The following is an 18,541-nucleotide window of genomic DNA, read 5'->3' as shown; positions in this document are numbered from 1 at the left end:
CTGATGACGGCCTGCCTGTGCGCCGCCATCGTGGCGCTGGGCCTGCCCTGGCCGGCTTGAGCTCAGGGCAGGGCGTACGCGATCACGTCGTCGCCCGGCTTGGTTCCCAGCGAGCCATGGCCACCCGCCGTCACCACGACGAACTGGCGTCCTTTTGCATCCGCGAAGCTCATCGGCGTTGACTGGCCGCCCGCCGGCAGGCGCGCCTTCCACAGCTCGCGACCATTGGCGGCATCGTAGGCGCGCAGGTAGTTGTCCAGCGTGCCGCTGAGGAAGGCCACGCCGCCTGCCGTGACGATGGTGCCGCCCAGGCTGGGCACGCCCAGCGGGAAGGGCAGCGGCAGGAAGGAGCTGTCGCGGATGGTGCCGTTGCGGTGCTGCCAGGCGATGGTGGCGCTGCGCAGGTCCACGCCGGCCACGAAGCCCCAGGGCGGCGCCTGGCAGGGAACGCCCAGCGGCGAGAGGAAGGGTTCGAGCTGGATGTCGAAGGGAATGCCCGCGACGTACTTGATGCCGTTGGCCTCGCCGTGCGAATGCTCGCCGCTCGGACTTTCGCTCTTGGGAATGAGCCGCGAGATGAAGGCCATGGTGTCGGGGTTGGCCACCAGCCATTGCCGCACCGGGTCCACCGACACGCCGCCCCAGTCGAACACGCCGAAGTTGCCCGGGTACACCAGCGAGCCTTGCAGCGATGGCGGCGTGAACATGCCGTCATAGCGCAGCGAGCGGAAGCGCACGCGGCACCACAGCTGGTCCAGCGCGGTGCTGCCCCACATGTCGGCTTCGCGCAGCGGCGGCGGGCTGAAGCTCAGCCTGGACATGGGCTGTGTCGCCGCGGTGCGGTCCCCCGGCGCGGCGCCTTGCGGCACCGGCTTCTCGTCGACCTGCAAGATGGCCTTGCCGGTGCGCCGGTCCAGCACGTAGAGGCTGCCTTGCTTCGTGGACGCCACGAGCGCCGGCACGCGGCCGTCGGCGGTGTCCAGGTCCACCAGGCTGGGCTGTCCGCCCACGTCCATGTCCCACAGGTCGTGGTGCACGAACTGGTGCCACCAGCGCATGCGGCCGGTGGCCACGTCCAGCGCCACCACGCCGGCGCTCACGCGTTCCGAGGCCTCGGTGCGCTGCCCGCCCCACTGGTCGGGCGTCTGGTTGCCCATGGGCAGGTAGACGAGGCCCAGCGCCTCGTCCACGCTGGGCACCGACCACATGTTCGGCGAGTTGTGGGTGAAGTCTTTCGTGCCGGCGATGTCCGCCGGGTCGTCGGGTTGCCCCGAGTCCCAGGCCCACACGAGGTGGCCATCGTGCACGTCGAAGGCGCGGATCACGCCTGAGGGTTCGTTGGTGGAGACGTTGTCCGACACGTGGCCGCCGACGATGACCAGGTCGCGCGTGACCGCGGGCGGCGAGGTGGAGTAGTAGCCGCCCGGTGCATGCGGCCCCACGCGCACGTCCAGGTTGACGGTGCCGCCCTGGCCGAAGCCGGGGCAGGGCTGGCCGGTGTTCGCATCCAGCGCGATGAGGCGCGCGTCGGCCGTGGGCAGCAGGATGCGTTGCGGGCAGGACTGCCCAGTGATTTGATAGGCGGCATCGTCGTGGTAGGACACGCCGCGGCAAGTCATGTGCTCGAAGTGCTTGAAGCCCACCGGGCTTTGCAGCTTCGGGTCGAAACGCCACTTCTCGCGGCCGGTGGCGGCGTCCAGCGCAATCGCGATGCTGTGGGGCGTGCACAGGTACAGGTTGCCGCCGACTTCCAGCGGCGTGTTCTCGTTGGTGATCTCGGTCGGGTCGCCGGGGCCGGGCTTGTCGCCGGTGTGGAAGTGCCACGCGACCTGCAGGCCCTGGACGTTGGCGGGGGTGATCTGGGCGGCCGGGGCGTAGCGCTGGCCGGCCGCGGTGCCGCCGTAGCTTGGCCAGTCGCTGGTGGCGCCGGCGGCGGGCTGGGGCGCTGCCGAAGACACCAGTTGCCCCTCGCGTGCAGGTGCGGGCGTGAGCAGCGCGGCGATGCCGGCCAGGGCGGTGGCCAGGAGTGCCAGCATCAGCGGCGCCGCCTGCCGCGGGGCCGTCCAGCGGTGGAGCTGCCCGAGCGAACGGCCCATCCACGGCAAGGCGAGCCAGGCGCCGATGACGAACCAGATCCACAGCCGCGGCACCAGCTGCCACCAGTCCAGGCCGACCTCCCACAGCGACCACGCCAGCGTCAGCGCCAGCCAAGCGGCATAGCCCGGGCGTGCAGCGCCGCTGCGCATCCACAGCCCGGCGGCAATGGCGGCCAGGCCGAGGCCCGCCACCAGGTAGTACGGACTGCCGTGCAGCATGAGCAGCCAGCCGCCGCCGATGATGTTCGCCGCAGCGAGCAGTGCCAGCAAGACCGCGGTGGCGCGGGCCGGCACGGCGGATGGGGACGGGTTGTTGTTCATGAGGCAGGGTCTCCAGGCGGTCGAGGTCTCGACCGATGGATGAGCAAACCGCCTGCCCGGATGATTCTTCGCGCAAGGCGAGTGGGGTCATTCACGCGCGGTCAGCCGCAGCACCAGCGCTGCCGTGCTGGCCAGCGCAGCGAATGTGGTCACGCCGATCCACCCGGCATGCGCCAGCAGCAGGCTTCCCGCTGCCGCACCGCTGGCCATGCCGATGAAGATGCCGGTGAACAGCAGCGCGTTCAGTCGGCTGCGGGCGGCGGGCTCCAGGGCATAGACGATGGTCTGGTGGGCTACGAGCACGGCCTGCACGCCGAAATCGAACACGATGGCCAGCGCCGCCAGCATCACCAGTGCGGCGCCTTGTTCGAGTCCAGTGGTGGCTGACATCGCCACGAAGGCCAGCGCGGTCAGGCCGGCTCCCAGCGTCGTCACCACGCCCGGGCCACGGCGGTCGGCCAGGCGGCCGGCCAACGGGGCCGCCAGCGCACCGGCTGCACCGGCCAGGCCGAAGCTGCCGGAGGCCGCGCTGCCCAGGCCGAAACGCTGGTGCAGCATCACGGCCAGCGTGGACCAGAACGCGCTGAAGGCCATGGCCAGCAGGCCTTGCGCGATGGCGGCGCGGCGCAGTGCCGGTTGGCGGCGCCACAGGCTGCCCAGCGATCGCAGCAGTGCGCCGTACGTGGTGGGCGCCGCCGGAGGCAGCGATGGCAGCCAGCGCCAGCACGCCAGGCCGGCGAGCATGAGCGCCGCTGCCGCGCTGCCGTAGACCCAGCGCCAGCCGAAGGCCTGCGCCACGAAGCCGCTCAGCACGCGCGACAGCAAGATGCCTAGCAGCAGGCCGGTCATCACCTGGCCGACGATGCGCCCGCGGTGGGCGGCCGGGCTGAGCGCCGCGGCCATGGGCACCACGTCCTGTGCGAGCGTGGCCGCGAGGCCCAGCAAGGCGCTGGCGATGAGGAAAGGCTCGTAGGCGGACACCACGCTGCAGAGCAACAGGGTGAGCACCAGCAGCACGAACTTGGCGAGGATCACCTGCCGCCGGTCGAAGCGGTCACCCAGCGGCGTCAGCAGCAGGATGCCCGTCGCATAGCCCAGCTGGGTGAGCATGGGCACGGCGCCGATGCGGCCATGGCCGGCATGCAGGTCGCTGGCCAGCGGCGCAAGAATGGGCTGGCTGTAGTAGATGGACGCGACGGCCAGGCCGGTGGAGGCAGCCATCAGCGTGATCAGCGAGGGCGAGGGCATGGATTCAGCGGGCAGCGCAGGCTGGCGTGGTTCGATGGCGGAAGGCAGCGCGGACATGGGTTCTTTCGGATGACATTGACAATGGACACCATTCTTCGAAGAGGCCTCTTCGCGCGGAAGCAGCCGCCGATGCACAAGGCCTATACCCTTGGCGTATGAATGACACCCACCACGACATCCGCGACAGCGGCGGGCAGGACCGCCTGGCCTTGCTCCAGACCTTCCTGCGCGTGGCCGAATCCGGCAGTTTCTCGGCTGCCGCCCAGCAGCTCGGCACCACGCAGCCCACCGTCAGCCGGCGTGTGCAGATGCTGGAGTCCCTGCTCGGTGCGCGGTTGGTGGAGCGCTCTACGCGCGGCCTGCGCCTGACGGAGGAGGGGCACCGCGCCCTGGTGCAGGCGCAGTCGCTGGTGGACCGCTGGGACGCGCTGGCTGACGATCTGAGCGAAGACACACGGCAGCTCAGCGGCGTGCTCAGGCTGCACGTTCCACATGCATTTGGACAAAACCAGCTCGTGGAGCCGATGGCGGCGCTGATGAAGCAGCATCCGGGGCTGAGCATCGAATGGACGCTGCAGGACCAGTTGCCCGACTTCAGCCGCGAGGCGGTGGACTGCTCGCTCACGGTGGGTCACGTCGAGCAGCCCGACCTGATTGCCGTTCAGGTGGCCGAAGTGCCGCGCGTGCTGGTGGCCGCGCCGGCGTTGGCAGCGCAGTTGCCGGATGACATCGGCACCCGGCCGCCCGAGGAGATCGTGGACACGCTGCGTGCCCAGCCGTGGCTGGCGCTCAGCACGTACTACCGCGATGAGATCCAGCTGCGCGCCATCGGCTACGGCCAGTCACTGAACGTGCCGATCCGCTGTCGCATGGGCACGAACAGCCTGTTCGCCTTGATCTCGGCCGCCCGCCATGGGCTGGGCCTGGCCGCGGTGTCGCACTGGGCGGTGATCGACGATCTCGCGCAGGGCCGCCTGGTGCGGCTGCTGCCGCAATGGTGCGCCACGCCGCTGCCGGTCTCGCTGGTCTATCCGTCGCGCCAGCATCAACCGGCGCGGCTGAGGGCCTTCGTGGCGCTGATGCGCGAGACGGTGCCGCGCATCTTCGGGATGCGCGAGGTGTCCCGCAGTTGATTCGGGTATCCTCCCGGGCAGGATATGAAACCCACCGCCCACCCCCACCCCCACCCCCACGTCCATGCTAGCCACCCCAAGGTGGCCAACCGCCTGAAGCGGGCCCATGGCCATCTCGGCAACGTCATCGCGATGCTGCAGGAGCAGCGGCCTTGCCTGGACATCGTCCAGCAGCTGCAGGCCGTGGAAAGCGCCATCCACGCGGCGAAGAAGACCTTGATCCACGATCACCTGGATCACTGCATGGACGACGCGATGAAGACGCGCGGCGCGGGCAAGCAGGCCTCGCTTGAAGAGTTCAAGACGATCACGAAGTACCTCTGAGACTTCTGGGTGCGGTATCCTCCCGGGGAGGATATAGATCAACTTCGCACGCTCATGACCGACATCGCCACACTCTTGCAGCAGGGAGCCGGCAACGCCTGGCTGTTCATTCCAAGCGCCATCCTGCTGGGGGCCTTGCACGGCCTGGAGCCAGGACACTCCAAGACGATGATGGCGGCGTTCATCGTCGCCATCCGCGGCACGGTGACGCAGGCCGTGCTGCTGGGTCTGTCGGCCACCGCGTCCCATACCGCGATCGTCTGGCTGGTGGCCTTGGTCGGCCTGTACTACGGCGGGCAATGGAATGCCGAGACGACGCAGCCGTATTTCCAGCTGGCTTCCGCGGTGCTGATCATCGGCGTGGCGCTGTGGATGCTGTGGCGCACCTGGCGCCAGGAACGCGAGCGGCATGGCCATGATCATCACCATGATCACGGCCACGAGCATGCCGAGTCCCGCACCATCGACACAGGTCATGGCACCGTGCGCCTTGAAATCTTCGAAGAGGGCATGCCGCCGCATTTCCGGCTGCACCAGGCAGCACGCGGGCATCAGTGGTCGCCCCAGTCGGTCACGGTGGAGACCAGCCGCCCCGACGGCAGCACGCAGGCGTTCCGTTTCGAGAACCTGGGCGGGTTCCTGCAATCGGTGGACGCGATTCCCGAGCCGCACGAGTTCACGGCCCGCCTGAAGCTGGGCCACGGCCACCACAGCCATGACTACGACGTCGAGTTCACCGAGCAGGGACACGATCACGCACACCACGCGCACGGCGCCCACGAGGAGGCGGCAGACTACGAGGACGCCCATGAGCGTGCCCACGCCAACGACATCAAGCGCCGGTTCGCCAACCGGCATGTCACCACCGGTCAGATCGTCATCTTCGGGTTGACGGGTGGGCTGGTGCCTTGCCCCGCGGCCATCACCGTCTTGCTGCTGTGCCTGCAGCTCAAGAAGATCACCCTGGGCGCCACGCTGGTGATGTGTTTCAGCATCGGCCTGGCGTTGACCATGGTGATGTCGGGCACCATTGCCGCGCTCACCGTGCGCCATGCGGCCAGGCGCTGGTCAGGCTTTGGTGAACTCGCGCGCAAGGCGCCGTATGTGTCCAGCGTGCTGATCATCCTCGTGGGCCTCTACGTGGGCTACCACGGCTGGCTCGGCATGGACGCGGCCGGTCATTGAGTGGCGGATCCGCGAATGATTTGCAGCGCCATCTCGACATCCGTGGCCAAGGGCTCCATGCGGTGCAGGACGAGATCGACGGCCGATCCGTCTTCGATGCACACCGAGCCGACGTGGGCTTGCGGCAGATCGAACATCGAGAAGGCCCAGGTGGCTGCTGAGGTCGCGTCGGCACACGGGTCGCACAAGGCGATGCCGGCGTCGTCGATGAAGCGGAATCCGAAGCTGTCCATGGGCCTGGACAGGCCGCATCCCAGGGCCTTGAGGTAGCTCTCTTTCAAGGTCCAGGTTTCAATGAAGCGGCGCGGCTGCGTGTCTTCATGGAGCAGCGCACAGGCCGTACGTTCATCGGCATCGAGACAGGCCCACCGGACGCTCTCTCTCACCTGGCGGTCTGCGCGTTCGATGTCCACGCCGACCCTGCGGCCCAAGCCGATGGCCACCAGGGTGAAGTCGCGGGTGTGCGAGATGCTGAAGTCCAGTTCGCCTGAGAACGCGTCGGCATCGGCCAGCCTGGGGCGTCCGTTCGCATCGGACTCGAAGCGCCAGCTTGTTTCCGCCTTGGCCGCGTAGCGCGACAGCACGCAGCGCAGCAGCGCACGCGTGACCCGGAAGGAGTCACGGTCTTCCTGGAACCGGAACCTGGCTTCCCTGGCCAGCTCTTCAGCCGAGAGCAGGAGCCCGCAGCGGTCGAGCAGCCCGAGCGCCCGAACCCGGCTGGTCTGGGCCAGCCACAGGTCGACGCGGTTGCGGCACAGGGTCAAGCATTCAGGCACGGCGCCTTCTCGAGCAGCAGGTACCACATGCCGTTGAAGCGGCCTTCTTCGACATGGGCGAGTCCTGCCTCGGTGGCGAGGGCCCGCCAACCGGGGCGTGCCAGGAAGGCGAAGCAGGCCAGGTTGCACACGGCGAACATGGTCCAGCTGGGAATCCACACCACCAGGAGAAAGCGGCCTCCGGGCTTGAGGACGCGCTTCATTTCCTTGAGCGCATCGAGCTTGGCGGCGCCCAGGTGATCGAACACGTGTGCACTGGCCGCGCTGTCGAAGCTTTCGTCCGCGAAGGGCAGGCGCAGGAGATCGGCCTTGCGGATCTCCACGCGGTCCTGCAGCTTGGCCAGCGCGAGATTTCGCCTGAGCAGCGACTCGCCGCCGCCATCGATGTAGCTGGCATCGAAGCGGTCGACGGCGACCACCTGGCCGCGCCTGGCCACGCGCGCGAGGGCGATGGTCGTGCGGCCCGAGCCGCAGCCGGCATCGAGCACGCGGTCGGCCTCCGTGGACAGCAGGCCCACCATGGGCAGCACTGCGTGATCGACATCCCCCGCCGCCAGTGCGATGAGGTGGCCGGTGAAGAATGAAATCGACACCGCGCACAGCACCAGCGCCAGCGGCCATTCGTTCGTGTCGTGCCATTGCAAGGCGATGGCCAGCGCCAGCGCCACGACGCTGGCTGCCAAGGGGCCGACTGTCCAGGTGACGGGCCATCCGAAGTCGAATTCAGCCGGCCCGGCATGGCGCAGGCCCACCAGTTGCATCCAGCGCCTCATGACCTGGCAGGCCGAACGACCTGGGAGCCAAGAAGAATGCTGAGCCGGCGAGGAATCAACCGGGGAATGATCGCGGCGACGCGATTGCCCAGGCCCGGCGTGACGCGGATCTTGCGGCCCAAGCCTTCGATGGCCTGACTCACGACGGGCTTCACGTCCATGCCTTCCATCGACGTGCCCGCGACCTGGGCGAATTCGGTCTGGGTGCTGCCGGGGCACAAGGCCAGCACGTCGACTCCGTGTTTCTTCATTTCGAACCACAGCCCTTCGGACAACTGCAGCACATAGGCTTTCGCTGCAGAGTAGTGCGCCCAGTAGGGCAGCGGCATGAACGATGCGGCCGATGCCACGTTGATGATGCCGCCTCTGCGCCTGGCCACGAACTTCTTGCCGAAGTGATGGGACAGCATCATCAGGGCCCGGCAGTCCACGTGGAGCAGGCTGACTTCGTCTTCGATGCGATGCTGCGTGAACTCGCCGGTGACGGCGAAGCCTGCGCAGTTCACGAGCAGGCCCAGGTCGAGCCCGGCGGTGGCGGCGGCCAGTTCGGCCACGGCCTCGGTGTGCTGCAGGTCGCAGGCCACCGTGAGCACCTGGATGTTGTGCTGGGCCTCGAGTTCAAGCTTCGAGCGGGCCAGCCGCTCCTGGCGGCGGGCCACCAGCACGAGGTTCAGGCCAAGCGCTGCGAGCTGGCGCGAAAACTCCGCGCCGATGCCCGACGACGCACCCGTGACGACGGCCCACGGCCCGTACCTGGACTTGAATTCCGCCGAGTTTCGAGAGGCCATGGGGATATTCTTCTTCAGCCGCCGTGCATCTTGATGACAAACTGGACAACCCGCCCGCCAAGGGTGGTGACCAATGCAGCCACGCCCACCAATGCGGCAACCCAGATGGCAATATTGATGGATTTCTTCTTCGTCATATATATCTCCCGTAGGCAAAAGAAAGGTCAGGGTGGAGATTGAAGCGTCCACCATCGCTAAAGATAAAAGGTTATGTCAGCGGCGAGGCGCTAAACCGTGCCAGAAGGCAGCCACCAGGGCACGGACTCCGGCTTCCGGAAAATGTCCGCCGTGGGCACCAAGCATTTCGAAAATCGCGACGCTGTGGATGGAGGAAATCAGCAGCGAGGCCGCCGAGTCAGGGTCATTGACATGAACCTTGCCGGCGCCCTGCAATGAAGTGAGGTATTTTGAAAGTGCCCTTGGTAATGACGCCGAGGCCGATTTTTCAAAATGGGACATGATGTCTTCCATCGTGATCGACGGATGCGTCAGCAAGTGCAGGACGATGGGCATCATCGAGCGGAAATACACCAGCATCGAATCGCACATCGCACACAAGGCGTCTTGTGGATCCGAATACTTGGCTCCGCTTTGGACGATGGCATCGGCATCCACCTGCGGCGGCACCATGGCGGCCAGGAAAAGCGTTGCTTTCGTCGGGAAACGTTGGAACAGCACGGCTTCCGAGATGCCTGCGGATCTGGCGATCTCCTTGGTGGAACCCTGTGCGCCTTTTTCGAGGAATACCCGCCGTGCGTGAGCGAGCAATTCCGTGTCGTCGATGGTCTTGTTTCTACCCAAGGCTCTTCTTTCTGAGAGAGGACGATCAATCCGCCAACCCGGAACGTTCCTTGTGAGAGGCAACTGCGCAAAGCAGAAGAAGGCGGTGAGCATTGATCGTACCCCGTAAGCGCTTGCGGTTCTACCAGCCAGACGGTTACCAATAGGTCAAGGAAATGGAAATTTCCTTGGCGCCGCTGGTCATGTGGAACGAAGCGGCTTCAAATGAAGGAAGGCTGAACCTCACTTTGGGGTTGTTGGAGAAACCGAACCCTTCCCGAGGCATCCCGAGGAAATTGTGGTCCATGGTTCCGTTTCCATTTTCGTCATGGACGATGGTGACGGCGAAATTTCCTTCGCTGACATTTTCGACGTGGACGGTCTGTTTGCCTTCCTTGGCCGGGACTTGAATCTTTCGTAACGCTTTGTCAGGGTGCGCCGGAAAAGCCTGCTGGGTGTCGGGTGAATACAGCGCGATGATGAGGTTTCCATTCGCGTTGCGGATGTTTTCAACCACCACATCGAGATCTGCGGCCAGCGAGGAAACCGCCGGAAGCGCCAGAAAGGCGCATGCGGCCAGTGCCCTGATCTTTCTCTTCATGTTCATTCCCTGTTCAAAGGTCATCAAAGGTCATTCAACCCACGGACATCAGTTTCGGTTCGGCACCCATTCGACGGTCGTCGATGATTTCGCCGTCCAGGATGCTCACCACCCGGTCCGCGCGCTCGACGATGCTGTGGTCGTGCGTCGCAAAGATCAGGGTGACCTGGTGGTCCTGGTTCAGGCGGCGCATCAGGTCGAGGATCTCGTCGCCGGTCTTGGAGTCCAGGTTGGCTGTGGGCTCGTCCGACAGGATCACCTGGGGCCGCGTGACCAGCGCACGTGCAATGGCCACCCGCTGGCGTTGTCCGCCGCTGAGTTCCTCGGTCTTGTGCAGGGCGCGCTGCGTCAGCCCCACGGCGTGCAGCATCTCTTCGACGCGCTGCTTGCGCTCTTGCGCAGGCACGCGCTGAAGACGCAGCGGCAGCTCGACGTTGCCGAAGACGCTGAGCACCGGAATCAGGTTGAAGGACTGGAAGATGAAGCCGATCTCGTTGCGCCGGATCGTGGCCAGGCGGCTGTCGTCCAGGTCGTTCAGCTTCGAGTCTCCGAGCCAGATCTCGCCGGAGGTCGGCTGGTCCAGCGCGCCGATCATGTGCAGCAGCGTCGACTTGCCGCTTCCCGATGGCCCCTTGATGGCCACGAACTCACCGGCATTGATGGTGATGGAGGCATTGCGCACCGCATGCACGGTGGACCGGCCCAGCTGGTATTCCTTGCAGACGGCGTCGGTGCGGATCTTCATGGTTCACTCCCAATCTAAAAACTGGCGATCAGTTGAAGCTGCAGCAGCCTCTTGGTGGGCGAGTTGCCGAACTCGGTGCCCCGGCCGCCTCCGTCGTGCTGGAGGCTGAGCTTGGCTTCGAGGTAGTCGGACATGGCGTAGGCCGCTTCCAGGCGGTTCGAGAACGAACCATCGCGGGCGACGAGGACGTTCACCGAGCCGGAGTACTTCTCCCGGTACTCCTTCTTGTAGCCCAGCAGCAGGTACTGGCGATTGAGCGCCAGCGGGATGAAGTCGGAGAGGGTCGTGCCGACGCTGGCGCTGGCGATGCCCGCGTCCAGCGCCTGGAGGTAGTCGCTGCGCTCTTGCCGCGAATAGCCGGCACCATTGATGAAGAGCTCGACGAACGCGCTCGACTTGCCGCCGAGATCGAGCTGCGACCCCACGGCGGCCTGCGAATAGGGGCCGCTCTTGGTGAACGGCGTTCCGAGCGGGCTGTAGTAGTTGCGGTAGTTCTTCGAGAAGTGGGCCAGCTCGCCGTACAGCGTCAGGCCGGGCATGGCGTTCATCGAGAACGAGCCACCCAGCATTGCCGGGAAGCTGCGTCCATCGGGGTAGGGGGCGCCGCCGAAGGCATACACGGCGAAGTCCTTGCCATCGCCGGGCACGCTCCAGCGTGCGCCCCAACGAGGGCGGTCGCCGCTGTAGGTGTTCCTGGCGGCGGCATGCGTGACGAGCAGGTCCAGCACCGTGTCGCCGCTGAAGCCGACCCAGCCGATGGGCTGGCCTTCCGTCGCGAACGACGGATCGAGCGGGTTGCGCGCCGGTGCCACGACGTTGACGGGATTGAACCCCAGCGCATGCCCCCAGTTGATGCGGCGCTTGCCCACCGTCGCAAACCAGCGCGGCGCCTTCCAGTCGGCGTACAGCTCGTCGACGCGCGAATGCATGCCGGCCACCGACGGGCTGGTGCTGGAGCTGGTGGTGTAGGTCTTGAACTGCCAGCGGCCCTGGTGGTCGCCGCCGAAGGTGTCGGAGGCATTCAGCCGCGTCTCGACATAGCTGCCGTGGTCCCTGGCCTGGAAGATGGTGTTGCCGGGATTGAGGCGCGACTGGTCATTGATCGTCGCGACTTCGGTGTGCATGAACGCGGAGAAGGTCCAGGCCGGCGAGCGCTGCGCGGACTTCGCGGCCGGCCCGGTGCCCGCGGGGTCGGTGGCGGGCGCATCCATGGGCGGAAAGTCCTGCGGGTCCAGGGTCTGCGGCGGCGTTGCCCCTGGCGTCGAGGCGGCCGCCCCCTGGAGCGGACTCGATGCCGCCTCGTTCAGCGCGAGTGCGACTCCGCTGGGGATGAAGCTGGACGAGACGGCAGCTGTTGCCGCCGCCCAGCCCAGGGCGTGGGGTAGGGTGGGGAGCATGGATGACTCAGCGCCGCATCAGGGTGCTTTCATCGAAGGTGCCCGGCGGGAAGGTCGAGTTGGGCGAATACTTCGTGTAGCGGATGACGGTCTTCTTGTCGCGCTCCAGGACGCTGGTCATCATCAGCGCATCGGGGACGCCGCCGGGCATCACCGTCGAGGTCTGGCGCAGGTCCAGGCGCTTGAGCAGTTGCTGCGAGAACGTGTAGTACTCGCGCCGCAGCGGGAAGAAGTCCGACTTGCGGACCCAGTAGAAGATCTTGGAGTAGGCCGTGCCGTCATCCTTGGCGATGAGCTCGAGCTTGTACGCGTCTTCGTTGTTGATGCTCTCCACGCCGACCAGCTTGGGCTCGTATTCGAAGCTCAGGCGCGGTGACAGGATGTCTGCGTTGGAGAAGTCGCCGTTGGAGAAGCTGTTCGATTCGGAGATGCGCACCGACTTGTTGATGTTCGGCAGGAAGAGCCAGTAGCTGCGGCGCCCGGCCTGCAGCATCTTCTCGCCCTGGTTGCGCGGCGGGAAGGTGGTCTCGGCCAGCGTGTGGTCCGCGTCTTCGTACTTCAGCAGCATGCGGTAGGTCTTGCGCAGTTCGTTGTTGCGGTAGACCAGCATCTCGAGCTCGACCTGCGACTGCTTGATGTCGATCTTGTCGTCGGCGCGGTTGAGGATGTCCAGCGCCGACAGCTCGGCGCGTGCGGACAGGGGCAGGCCCAGGGCGGCCAGCAGCGGCGCGCAGGTGAGCAGTCGGCGAGTCAGTGAAGTCATGGGTGTTCTCGTTTTCGTGGTCGCTCGTGTTCAGGCAGAGGGCTCGGTCAGGGCCTCGACGGGGCTGAGACCCGCCGCCTTGGCGGCCGGCCACCATGCGCCGACGAGTGCGACCACGATGGGCATGCAGATGCCGAGCGCCGCCATGGAGGGGCTGAGCCTGGGGATGATCGAAATGCCCTGGCCGCTGGCATTGCTGCCGGGGAAGGTCACGCCCCCGTGGGAGGCCACGTACCAGGTCAGTGCACTCACCAGCACCATGCCGATGACGGCACCCAGTGCGCCGGTGATCGCGCCTTCGGCGAGGAAGAGCCGCCGCAGGGTTTTCTTCTCCATGCCGATGGACATGAGCGTGCCGATTTCGCGCTTGCGCTCCATGACCGCCATGGCCATCACGTTGCCGATGCCCGCGCCCACGAGGACGCACAGCACGAGGCCGATCACCAGCGTGATGATCTTGAACAGCGCGATGGCCTGGGCATAGATGGGAATGAGCTCGGGGTAGGCGCGCAGCTGGAACGGGCGCTTGTCGGCCGACAGCCTGGTGGCCACCTGTGCCATCGTGGCCGGCAGCGCGGGGATGTCGTCGACGGCGACGACGATCTGCGAGACGCGGTCCTGCACGCGCAGCAGCAGCTGCGAGTCGGCCAGCGACATCTCCAGGTAGGTCGACGACGGGAAGTGGCGGCCGTTCTTGGTGCCCACCAGCGTGCCGTTGATGAGATTCAGGCTGCCGTGGTAGGTGCGCACGACGATCGTGACCGGGTCGCCGATCTTCAGGTCGAGCATGCTGGCCAGGTCGGAGCCTAGCACCACGCCGCCGGTGCCTGGGCCATGCCCCAGCGGCTTGCCCTGAACGATCAGGTCTTCCTGGCGGTTGAGCACACGGGCCTGCTGCGCAGGGTCGACGGCCACGCCATCGAAGAAGGTGGTCTTCAGGCCGTTGCTGACCATGCCCGAGAACTCCAGCTTGCCGTAGGCCGCGCGCACGCCGGGCGACTGGCTGATCTGCTGGATGAGCTCGCCCGCACCGGCCATGGTGACCTTCAGCGGTTCGGACTTGCGCAGGGTGCGGTAGTCCTGGTGCTCGACCTGGAATGCGCCGGTGTCGGACTCGATCTCGAACTGGGCCCACGCGTACTGCATGCCGTCGATGAAGTTGCCGACGAAGACGACGGTGAACACGCCGAAGATGATGGAGATCTCCGCGATGAGGGTGCGGCGCAGGTTTCTTTGAAGATTTCTCAGTGCCAGGTCGAAGATCACGTCGGCCTCCGCTTGTTGTTCATTGGTAGTTCAATGCGTCGGTCACGCTCATGCGCGTCGCCGAGCGGATGGGCATGGTCGCGGCGACCACGATGCACGCGATGGGGCACAGCGTGGAGACCAGCACGCTGGCCAGGCCCAGCTGCGGATAGACGCTCTGGCCGATGAGGTCCAGCGGGATGCCGGTGCCGCCGGCCAGCGCGGTCAGGCCCGTGCCGAGCACGAGTCCGCCTGAAGCGCCCAGCACGCCGACGATGGAGGATTCGATGTACAGCAGCGCATGCACCTGCCAGGTGTCCATGCCCACGGCGCGCATCGTGCCGATCTCGCGGATGCGCTCGAAGAACGCCATCAGCAGGGCATTGCTGGTGATCACGCCCACCATCACGACCAGCACGAAGGTGATGAGCACGCCGATGCCGGTGAACATGCCGACCACGCGGGCGTAGACGGGGTTCTCGTTCCAGGCGATGGCTTTCCACGGCAGGCCGCGCGCGGCGAAGAGCGCATCGAGCGCGGCCATGACCTCGGGCACATGGGCCTCATCGTCCAGGCGCAGCACGAGCTGCGTCGCGCCGGCGTTCAGTTCGAGCAGGTCGTCGGCGATGGGTTTGTCCAGCGCGCTCAGCAGCAGGCTTTGCTCGACCTTGTCGTCAGTCGGGTAGTTGACGATGCCGCGCACGTGGACCAGCGTGTTGCTCTGCTCCCCGCGCACGGTCTTGGACAGCAGCACCAGCTCATCGCCCACCTTGACCGACAGGCTCTTGGCCAGCGAGGTGCCCAGCAGCACGCCGCCCGGGTCGTCGGCAGACAGGGGCTTGCCGGTCACCAGGTTGATTGCGTAGTCGGGCAGCACGGCCGGCAGCTGCGCGAGGTCGGAGGCCGCGCCGAAGAAGGTGGTGGTCTTGTCGTCGTGGCTGATGAGCCCGCCCATCATCACCCGCGGCATCGCGCGCTGCACGTGCGCAATCTTCGTCACGGCCTGTGACACCCCTTGCCAGTCCGCCAGCAGCACTTTTTCCTGATCGGTGATGTAGTACTTCTTGTAGTCCTTGTGCTGAATGCGGATGTGCCCGTCGATCTGGTTGATGATCGAACTGGACATGTTGGCCGAGATGCCGTCGGTGAAGCCGTTGGTGAACACGATCATGCTCACCCCCAGGGCTGCCACCACGAACATCGACAATGAACGGCGCCGGTTGCGCAGCACATTGCTCCATGCGATTTGCAGGAAATACATGCGGGCTCCACGAGGAGAATCGGAAGAGATTCAATAAATAAGCATGTACATGCTTATAAAAGTATAGCCACCACTTGATCCGGTTTGATGACGACCACGGTTACGACGTGGTTACTGCGGTCGCCATCGCACGTTTTCAGAAGCGGGCCAGCAGCGACAGGCGGAACGACCGCGGCTCGATGGGGTGGAAGTGGATGGCGTCCTGCGCTGTACCGGTGGGCGTGAGCCGCGAGCTGTAGAAGTAGTCGATCGCCGAGGCCTTGCGATTGGCCAGGTTGAAGCCTTCCAGCTCGATGCGGACCTTGTCGTTGAACTTGTAGCCCACGTGCCCGTTCAGCCCGATGGTCGACTGCGAGCGCACCGAGTTGTCCTCGATCAACGGCCGGGGCCCGAAGTAACGCCACTGGAATTCGCCATACCAGGGGCCGAGGTTGTCGACCGACACCGCCAGCGAGGCCACGCCTTCCACCGCGCCGGGAATGCGGGTCCCGATCGGGTCGGCATCGCGGAACCGCGCGCGGGCGAAGGCGATGTCGCCGTCGATGGTCAGCCAGTCGCTGAGCTTGTAGTAGTTGGCGATCTCGAACCCGGTGCGGCGGCTGGGCCGTCCTGCCGAGGTCGTGCCGGCATCACCCTCGAAGACGAGTTCGGAATCGAAGTCCAACCGGTAGAGCGACACGGAGGTCTGCAGGCCGGGGATCGGCGAGGTGCGCACGCCCAGCTCGAAGCCCTTGGACCGCACGAGCGGTGTCACCTGGCTGGCGGGCGTCGCAGGGTCTTTCGGATCCACCGTGATCGTCGCGCCGCGGGCATCGTTGCTGTGGAAGCCGCCGCCCATGTTCACGTAGTACTCCGTGCCCGACCAGGGGCCGAAGACGAGGCTGAGCTTCGGGTTGGCCATGGTCTGGCTGCGCGTGCCGGAGTTCAGCGGGTTGTCGCTGGCCACGCTCATGCGGTAGCTGTCTGCTCGCACACCGGCCACGGTGCGGAACCATGAATTCCAGGTGGTGCCGTACTCGTAGTAGAGCGCCAGGCTGGTCTCGCGGATGTGGTCCGCGCGGGTCGTGCTCACGACGTCGCGCGCCTGCGTGCTTTGCAGTGCGTTGGAGATGCTGTCGTTCTGGAACTGCAGGCCGACGGTGTTGTCGGTCTCGTAGGCGCCGAGCAGGCCCGGCCACTTGCGGCTCACGTTGAACGCAGTGGTCGTGCGGTCGTCGGGCTGGGCGAACTGGTCGCCATGGACCGGATCGTCCAGGAAGTAGGTGAAGTTCGAGAACAGACTCAAGCCCGATCGGATGACGTAGGCATTGGCATAGGTCGCCGAGTTCTCGTCGAAGCGCCGCCACGAGCCTGACAGGCTGTAGCGGTGCGACTTGCCGCCGTCGGTCGGGTCCATCGCATCGAAGCGATTGCTGATCAATCCGGCATCGATGGCGGACTGCGGAATCTGGTCGGTGGAGTTCCACTTGCCTTCGTAGGCCATCGCGGTCAGGTTGAACCCGCCGTCGGAGCCGTACTGGCGGCTGTAGCGCAGCACCGCATTGAACTTGCGGTAGTCGTCCGGATGCACGAACGGGCCGTCGTTGTGCATGGCCTCGAAGGCATAGAGCAGGTTGCCATCGGCGAAGGCGGTGGAGTTCGCGGCCAACGCCCGGCGGTAGCCGTCCTGGCCCAGGCTCACGCTGTAGCGGCCACCGGGCAAGGTGTCCGCATATTTCAGCCTCACGGCGCCCGCTGAAGAGAAGTCGCCTTCCTCCGCGTAGTACGGGCCCTTCTTGTATTCGAGCCCCGTGGCCAGCTCGGGGATGATGAAGTTCAGGTCGGTCCAGCCCTGGCCGTGCGCATGCGAACGGGTGTTGACGAGCATGCCGTCCACCGTCGTGCGCAGGTCCGTGCCGTGGTCGAGGTTGAAGCCGCGCAGGTAGAACTGGTTGGCCTTGCCCTCGCCGCTGTGCTGGCTGACGATCAGGCCCGGCGCGGCTTCCAGCAGTTCGCCGGGGCGGTAGACCGTACGATCTTCCAGCTGCTTTTGCGTGACCACGCCGACGTTGGCCGAATCCGCCACGCCCACCTGCACGACGCTCTGCCCGATGATGGTCACGCCGGGCAGCGACTGCTCGCCGCCGGCCCAGGCGGACGATCCCGCGCCGCCCAGCGAGATGAGCGCGCAGCCCATGGCCGACAACCTGAAGGCCGGTCGCAATCGCTTGCGAAAGTGTTGAGACATGTTTTTTCCCCTGAATTGATGTGAATGAATGGAGGCGGCCCAAGGCACATTCGCGCCGGCCGCGATGGCTATAGGCTTTGGTCCATGTCGAGGGCCGGCGCGTCGCTGTGCCGGTTGCAGCGCACCACCTTGGCAGGCACGCCGGCCACGGTCACGTGCGCGGGCACGTCCTTGAGCACGATGCTCCCGGCGGCCACCTTGCTCATGGTCCCGATCTCGATGTTCCCGAGCACCTTCGCGCCCGCACCCAGCAGCACGCCTCGGCGGATCTTGGGATGCCGGTCGCCGCGGTCCTTGCCGGTACCGCCGAGCGTGACGCCCTGCATGATCGACACGTCCTCGTCGATGCGCGCGGTCTCGCCGATCACGACACCGGTGCCGTGGTCGATCATCACGCCGGGGCCGATGATGGCCGCCGGATGGATGTCCACCGCGAACACCACCGATGCCCGGTTGGCGATGGCCTGCGCCAGCTCGCGCCGCCCCTCCAGCCACAGGTGATGCGCGGCGCGGTGCACCTGCAAGGCCTGGAAGCCCTTGAGGTTGGACAGCACGTGCAGCGGCGATCCTGCAGCCGGGTCGCGGTCGCGGACGGCCAGCATGTCGGCCATCGCCTGCGCCTGGATGTCCTCGCAGTCGTCCAGGATGGCCGTGAGCAGGTCATACAGCGCCGCGCCGCCGAGTTCGGCGCACTCCATGCGCTGGGCCAGAACGACGGCCAGCATCTCGCCGAACGACTCGCGCTCCACGAAGGTCTTGATGAAGCTGCGCCGAAGCAGGGGTTCGCGCTGCGCCACGGCACTGGCGGCCAGGCGGATCTCCATGAACAGGTTCGGGAACAGGCTGTCTTCAGGCAAGGCGACTACGGAGCTCATGAA

Annotated in this window: 18 protein-coding genes; 3 read left to right on the top strand and 15 right to left on the bottom strand. The window is 66.1% G+C overall.

From position 1 onward, the window contains the following. Window positions 1-62 precede the first annotated feature (62 nt). Both DZC73_RS20425 and DZC73_RS20420 read right to left on the bottom strand, forming a co-directional pair. Window positions 63-2,417, bottom strand: a complete 2,355-nt coding sequence (locus DZC73_RS20425; RefSeq protein ID WP_124542229.1) for a membrane-bound PQQ-dependent dehydrogenase, glucose/quinate/shikimate family — start codon at window positions 2,415-2,417, stop codon at window positions 63-65. 87 nt (window positions 2,418-2,504) lie between these two features. Next, complete coding sequence (locus DZC73_RS20420; protein ID WP_124542228.1) at window positions 2,505-3,722, bottom strand: MFS transporter; 1,218 nt, start codon at window positions 3,720-3,722, stop codon at window positions 2,505-2,507. A 98-nt stretch (window positions 3,723-3,820) separates the two neighbouring features. Between DZC73_RS20420 and DZC73_RS20415 the strand changes: the two genes are divergently transcribed. The 3 genes from DZC73_RS20415 to DZC73_RS20405 all read left to right on the top strand — a co-directional run bounded on the left by DZC73_RS20415 (window position 3,821) and on the right by DZC73_RS20405 (window position 6,307). Next, window positions 3,821-4,798 carry a LysR family transcriptional regulator gene (locus tag DZC73_RS20415; protein ID WP_124542227.1) on the top strand — a complete coding sequence of 326 codons (978 nt, stop codon included), beginning with the start codon at window positions 3,821-3,823 and terminating at the stop codon, window positions 4,796-4,798. A gap of 81 nt (window positions 4,799-4,879) precedes the next feature. Further along, window positions 4,880-5,122, top strand: a complete 243-nt coding sequence (locus DZC73_RS20410) for a metal-sensing transcriptional repressor (RefSeq protein WP_407924119.1) — start codon at window positions 4,880-4,882, stop codon at window positions 5,120-5,122. Window positions 5,123-5,176: 54 nt separating this feature from the next. Continuing rightward, on the top strand, window positions 5,177-6,307 hold the full coding sequence (locus tag DZC73_RS20405) for a nickel/cobalt efflux transporter (RefSeq protein WP_124542225.1): 1,131 nt from the start codon (window positions 5,177-5,179) through the stop codon (window positions 6,305-6,307). Here DZC73_RS20405 and DZC73_RS20400 read toward each other — a convergent pair. The 13 genes from DZC73_RS20400 to cysE form a co-directional block, all read right to left on the bottom strand. After that, the gene (locus DZC73_RS20400) at window positions 6,301-7,083 is read right to left on the bottom strand and encodes a 4'-phosphopantetheinyl transferase family protein (RefSeq protein ID WP_161974671.1); all 783 of its coding nucleotides are present in this window, start codon (window positions 7,081-7,083) and stop codon (window positions 6,301-6,303) included. The two genes, DZC73_RS20405 and DZC73_RS20400, sit on opposite strands and share 7 nt — an antisense overlap. Further along, window positions 7,068-7,844 carry a class I SAM-dependent methyltransferase gene (locus tag DZC73_RS20395; protein WP_161974670.1) on the bottom strand — a complete coding sequence of 259 codons (777 nt, stop codon included), beginning with the start codon at window positions 7,842-7,844 and terminating at the stop codon, window positions 7,068-7,070. Before DZC73_RS20395 ends, DZC73_RS20400 begins: the two co-directional genes overlap by 16 nt. 8 nt (window positions 7,845-7,852) lie before the next feature. Further along, window positions 7,853-8,644 carry an SDR family NAD(P)-dependent oxidoreductase gene (locus DZC73_RS20390; protein ID WP_161974669.1) on the bottom strand — a complete coding sequence of 264 codons (792 nt, stop codon included), beginning with the start codon at window positions 8,642-8,644 and terminating at the stop codon, window positions 7,853-7,855. A 14-nt stretch (window positions 8,645-8,658) separates the two neighbouring features. Beyond that, window positions 8,659-8,781, bottom strand: a complete 123-nt coding sequence (locus tag DZC73_RS30495; protein WP_268879053.1) for a hypothetical protein — start codon at window positions 8,779-8,781, stop codon at window positions 8,659-8,661. A 76-nt stretch (window positions 8,782-8,857) separates the two neighbouring features. After that, a complete protein-coding gene (locus tag DZC73_RS20385; RefSeq protein WP_124542221.1) occupies window positions 8,858-9,538 on the bottom strand; it encodes a TetR/AcrR family transcriptional regulator in 681 nt (226 codons plus the stop codon). 43 nt (window positions 9,539-9,581) lie between these two features. Beyond that, window positions 9,582-10,049, bottom strand: a complete 468-nt coding sequence (locus DZC73_RS20380; protein WP_124542220.1) for a DUF2141 domain-containing protein — start codon at window positions 10,047-10,049, stop codon at window positions 9,582-9,584. Window positions 10,050-10,059: 10 nt separating this feature from the next. Next, window positions 10,060-10,770, bottom strand: coding sequence for an ABC transporter ATP-binding protein (locus DZC73_RS20375; protein ID WP_124542219.1), 711 nt, complete (start codon window positions 10,768-10,770; stop codon window positions 10,060-10,062). A gap of 14 nt (window positions 10,771-10,784) precedes the next feature. Further along, complete coding sequence (locus DZC73_RS20370; protein ID WP_124542218.1) at window positions 10,785-12,167, bottom strand: hypothetical protein; 1,383 nt, start codon at window positions 12,165-12,167, stop codon at window positions 10,785-10,787. 7 nt (window positions 12,168-12,174) lie between these two features. Beyond that, window positions 12,175-12,930, bottom strand: a complete 756-nt coding sequence (locus tag DZC73_RS20365; protein WP_124542217.1) for an outer membrane lipoprotein-sorting protein — start codon at window positions 12,928-12,930, stop codon at window positions 12,175-12,177. Window positions 12,931-12,960: 30 nt separating this feature from the next. Further along, window positions 12,961-14,196, bottom strand: a complete 1,236-nt coding sequence (locus DZC73_RS20360) for an ABC transporter permease (RefSeq protein WP_124542216.1) — start codon at window positions 14,194-14,196, stop codon at window positions 12,961-12,963. Window positions 14,197-14,215: 19 nt separating this feature from the next. Continuing rightward, window positions 14,216-15,436, bottom strand: coding sequence for an ABC transporter permease (locus DZC73_RS20355; protein WP_124542215.1), 1,221 nt, complete (start codon window positions 15,434-15,436; stop codon window positions 14,216-14,218). 136 nt (window positions 15,437-15,572) lie between these two features. Further along, complete coding sequence (locus tag DZC73_RS20350; RefSeq protein WP_235835217.1) at window positions 15,573-17,663, bottom strand: TonB-dependent receptor; 2,091 nt, start codon at window positions 17,661-17,663, stop codon at window positions 15,573-15,575. A 68-nt stretch (window positions 17,664-17,731) separates the two neighbouring features. Then, entirely contained in the window at window positions 17,732-18,538 is an 807-nt protein-coding gene (cysE, locus tag DZC73_RS20345; protein WP_124542214.1) for a serine O-acetyltransferase, read from the bottom strand. Between the last annotated feature and the right edge of the window lie 3 nt (window positions 18,539-18,541).

Source organism: Rhizobacter terrae, from assembly GCF_003852895.1.
Classification (GTDB): domain Bacteria; phylum Pseudomonadota; class Gammaproteobacteria; order Burkholderiales; family Burkholderiaceae_C; genus Albitalea; species Albitalea terrae.
The sequence above is the reverse complement of the archived record's forward strand: the minus strand, read 5'-3'. Positions and strand labels throughout refer to the sequence as shown.

Coding starts and splice junctions, on each gene's coding strand:
- DZC73_RS20415 (WP_124542227.1), top strand. CDS start 3,821: ATGAATGACACCCACCACGACATCCGCGACAGCGGCGGGCAGGACCGC.
- DZC73_RS20420 (WP_124542228.1), bottom strand. CDS start 3,722: ATGTCCGCGCTGCCTTCCGCCATCGAACCACGCCAGCCTGCGCTGCCC.
- DZC73_RS20350 (WP_235835217.1), bottom strand. CDS start 17,663: ATGTCTCAACACTTTCGCAAGCGATTGCGACCGGCCTTCAGGTTGTCG.
- cysE (WP_124542214.1), bottom strand. CDS start 18,538: ATGAGCTCCGTAGTCGCCTTGCCTGAAGACAGCCTGTTCCCGAACCTG.
- DZC73_RS30495 (WP_268879053.1), bottom strand. CDS start 8,781: ATGACGAAGAAGAAATCCATCAATATTGCCATCTGGGTTGCCGCATTG.
- DZC73_RS20425 (WP_124542229.1), bottom strand. CDS start 2,417: ATGAACAACAACCCGTCCCCATCCGCCGTGCCGGCCCGCGCCACCGCG.
- DZC73_RS20370 (WP_124542218.1), bottom strand. CDS start 12,167: ATGCTCCCCACCCTACCCCACGCCCTGGGCTGGGCGGCGGCAACAGCT.
- DZC73_RS20380 (WP_124542220.1), bottom strand. CDS start 10,049: ATGACCTTTGAACAGGGAATGAACATGAAGAGAAAGATCAGGGCACTG.
- DZC73_RS20390 (WP_161974669.1), bottom strand. CDS start 8,644: ATGGCCTCTCGAAACTCGGCGGAATTCAAGTCCAGGTACGGGCCGTGG.
- DZC73_RS20355 (WP_124542215.1), bottom strand. CDS start 15,436: ATGTATTTCCTGCAAATCGCATGGAGCAATGTGCTGCGCAACCGGCGC.
- DZC73_RS20405 (WP_124542225.1), top strand. CDS start 5,177: ATGACCGACATCGCCACACTCTTGCAGCAGGGAGCCGGCAACGCCTGG.
- DZC73_RS20395 (WP_161974670.1), bottom strand. CDS start 7,844: ATGCAACTGGTGGGCCTGCGCCATGCCGGGCCGGCTGAATTCGACTTC.
- DZC73_RS20375 (WP_124542219.1), bottom strand. CDS start 10,770: ATGAAGATCCGCACCGACGCCGTCTGCAAGGAATACCAGCTGGGCCGG.
- DZC73_RS20385 (WP_124542221.1), bottom strand. CDS start 9,538: ATGCTCACCGCCTTCTTCTGCTTTGCGCAGTTGCCTCTCACAAGGAAC.
- DZC73_RS20365 (WP_124542217.1), bottom strand. CDS start 12,930: ATGACTTCACTGACTCGCCGACTGCTCACCTGCGCGCCGCTGCTGGCC.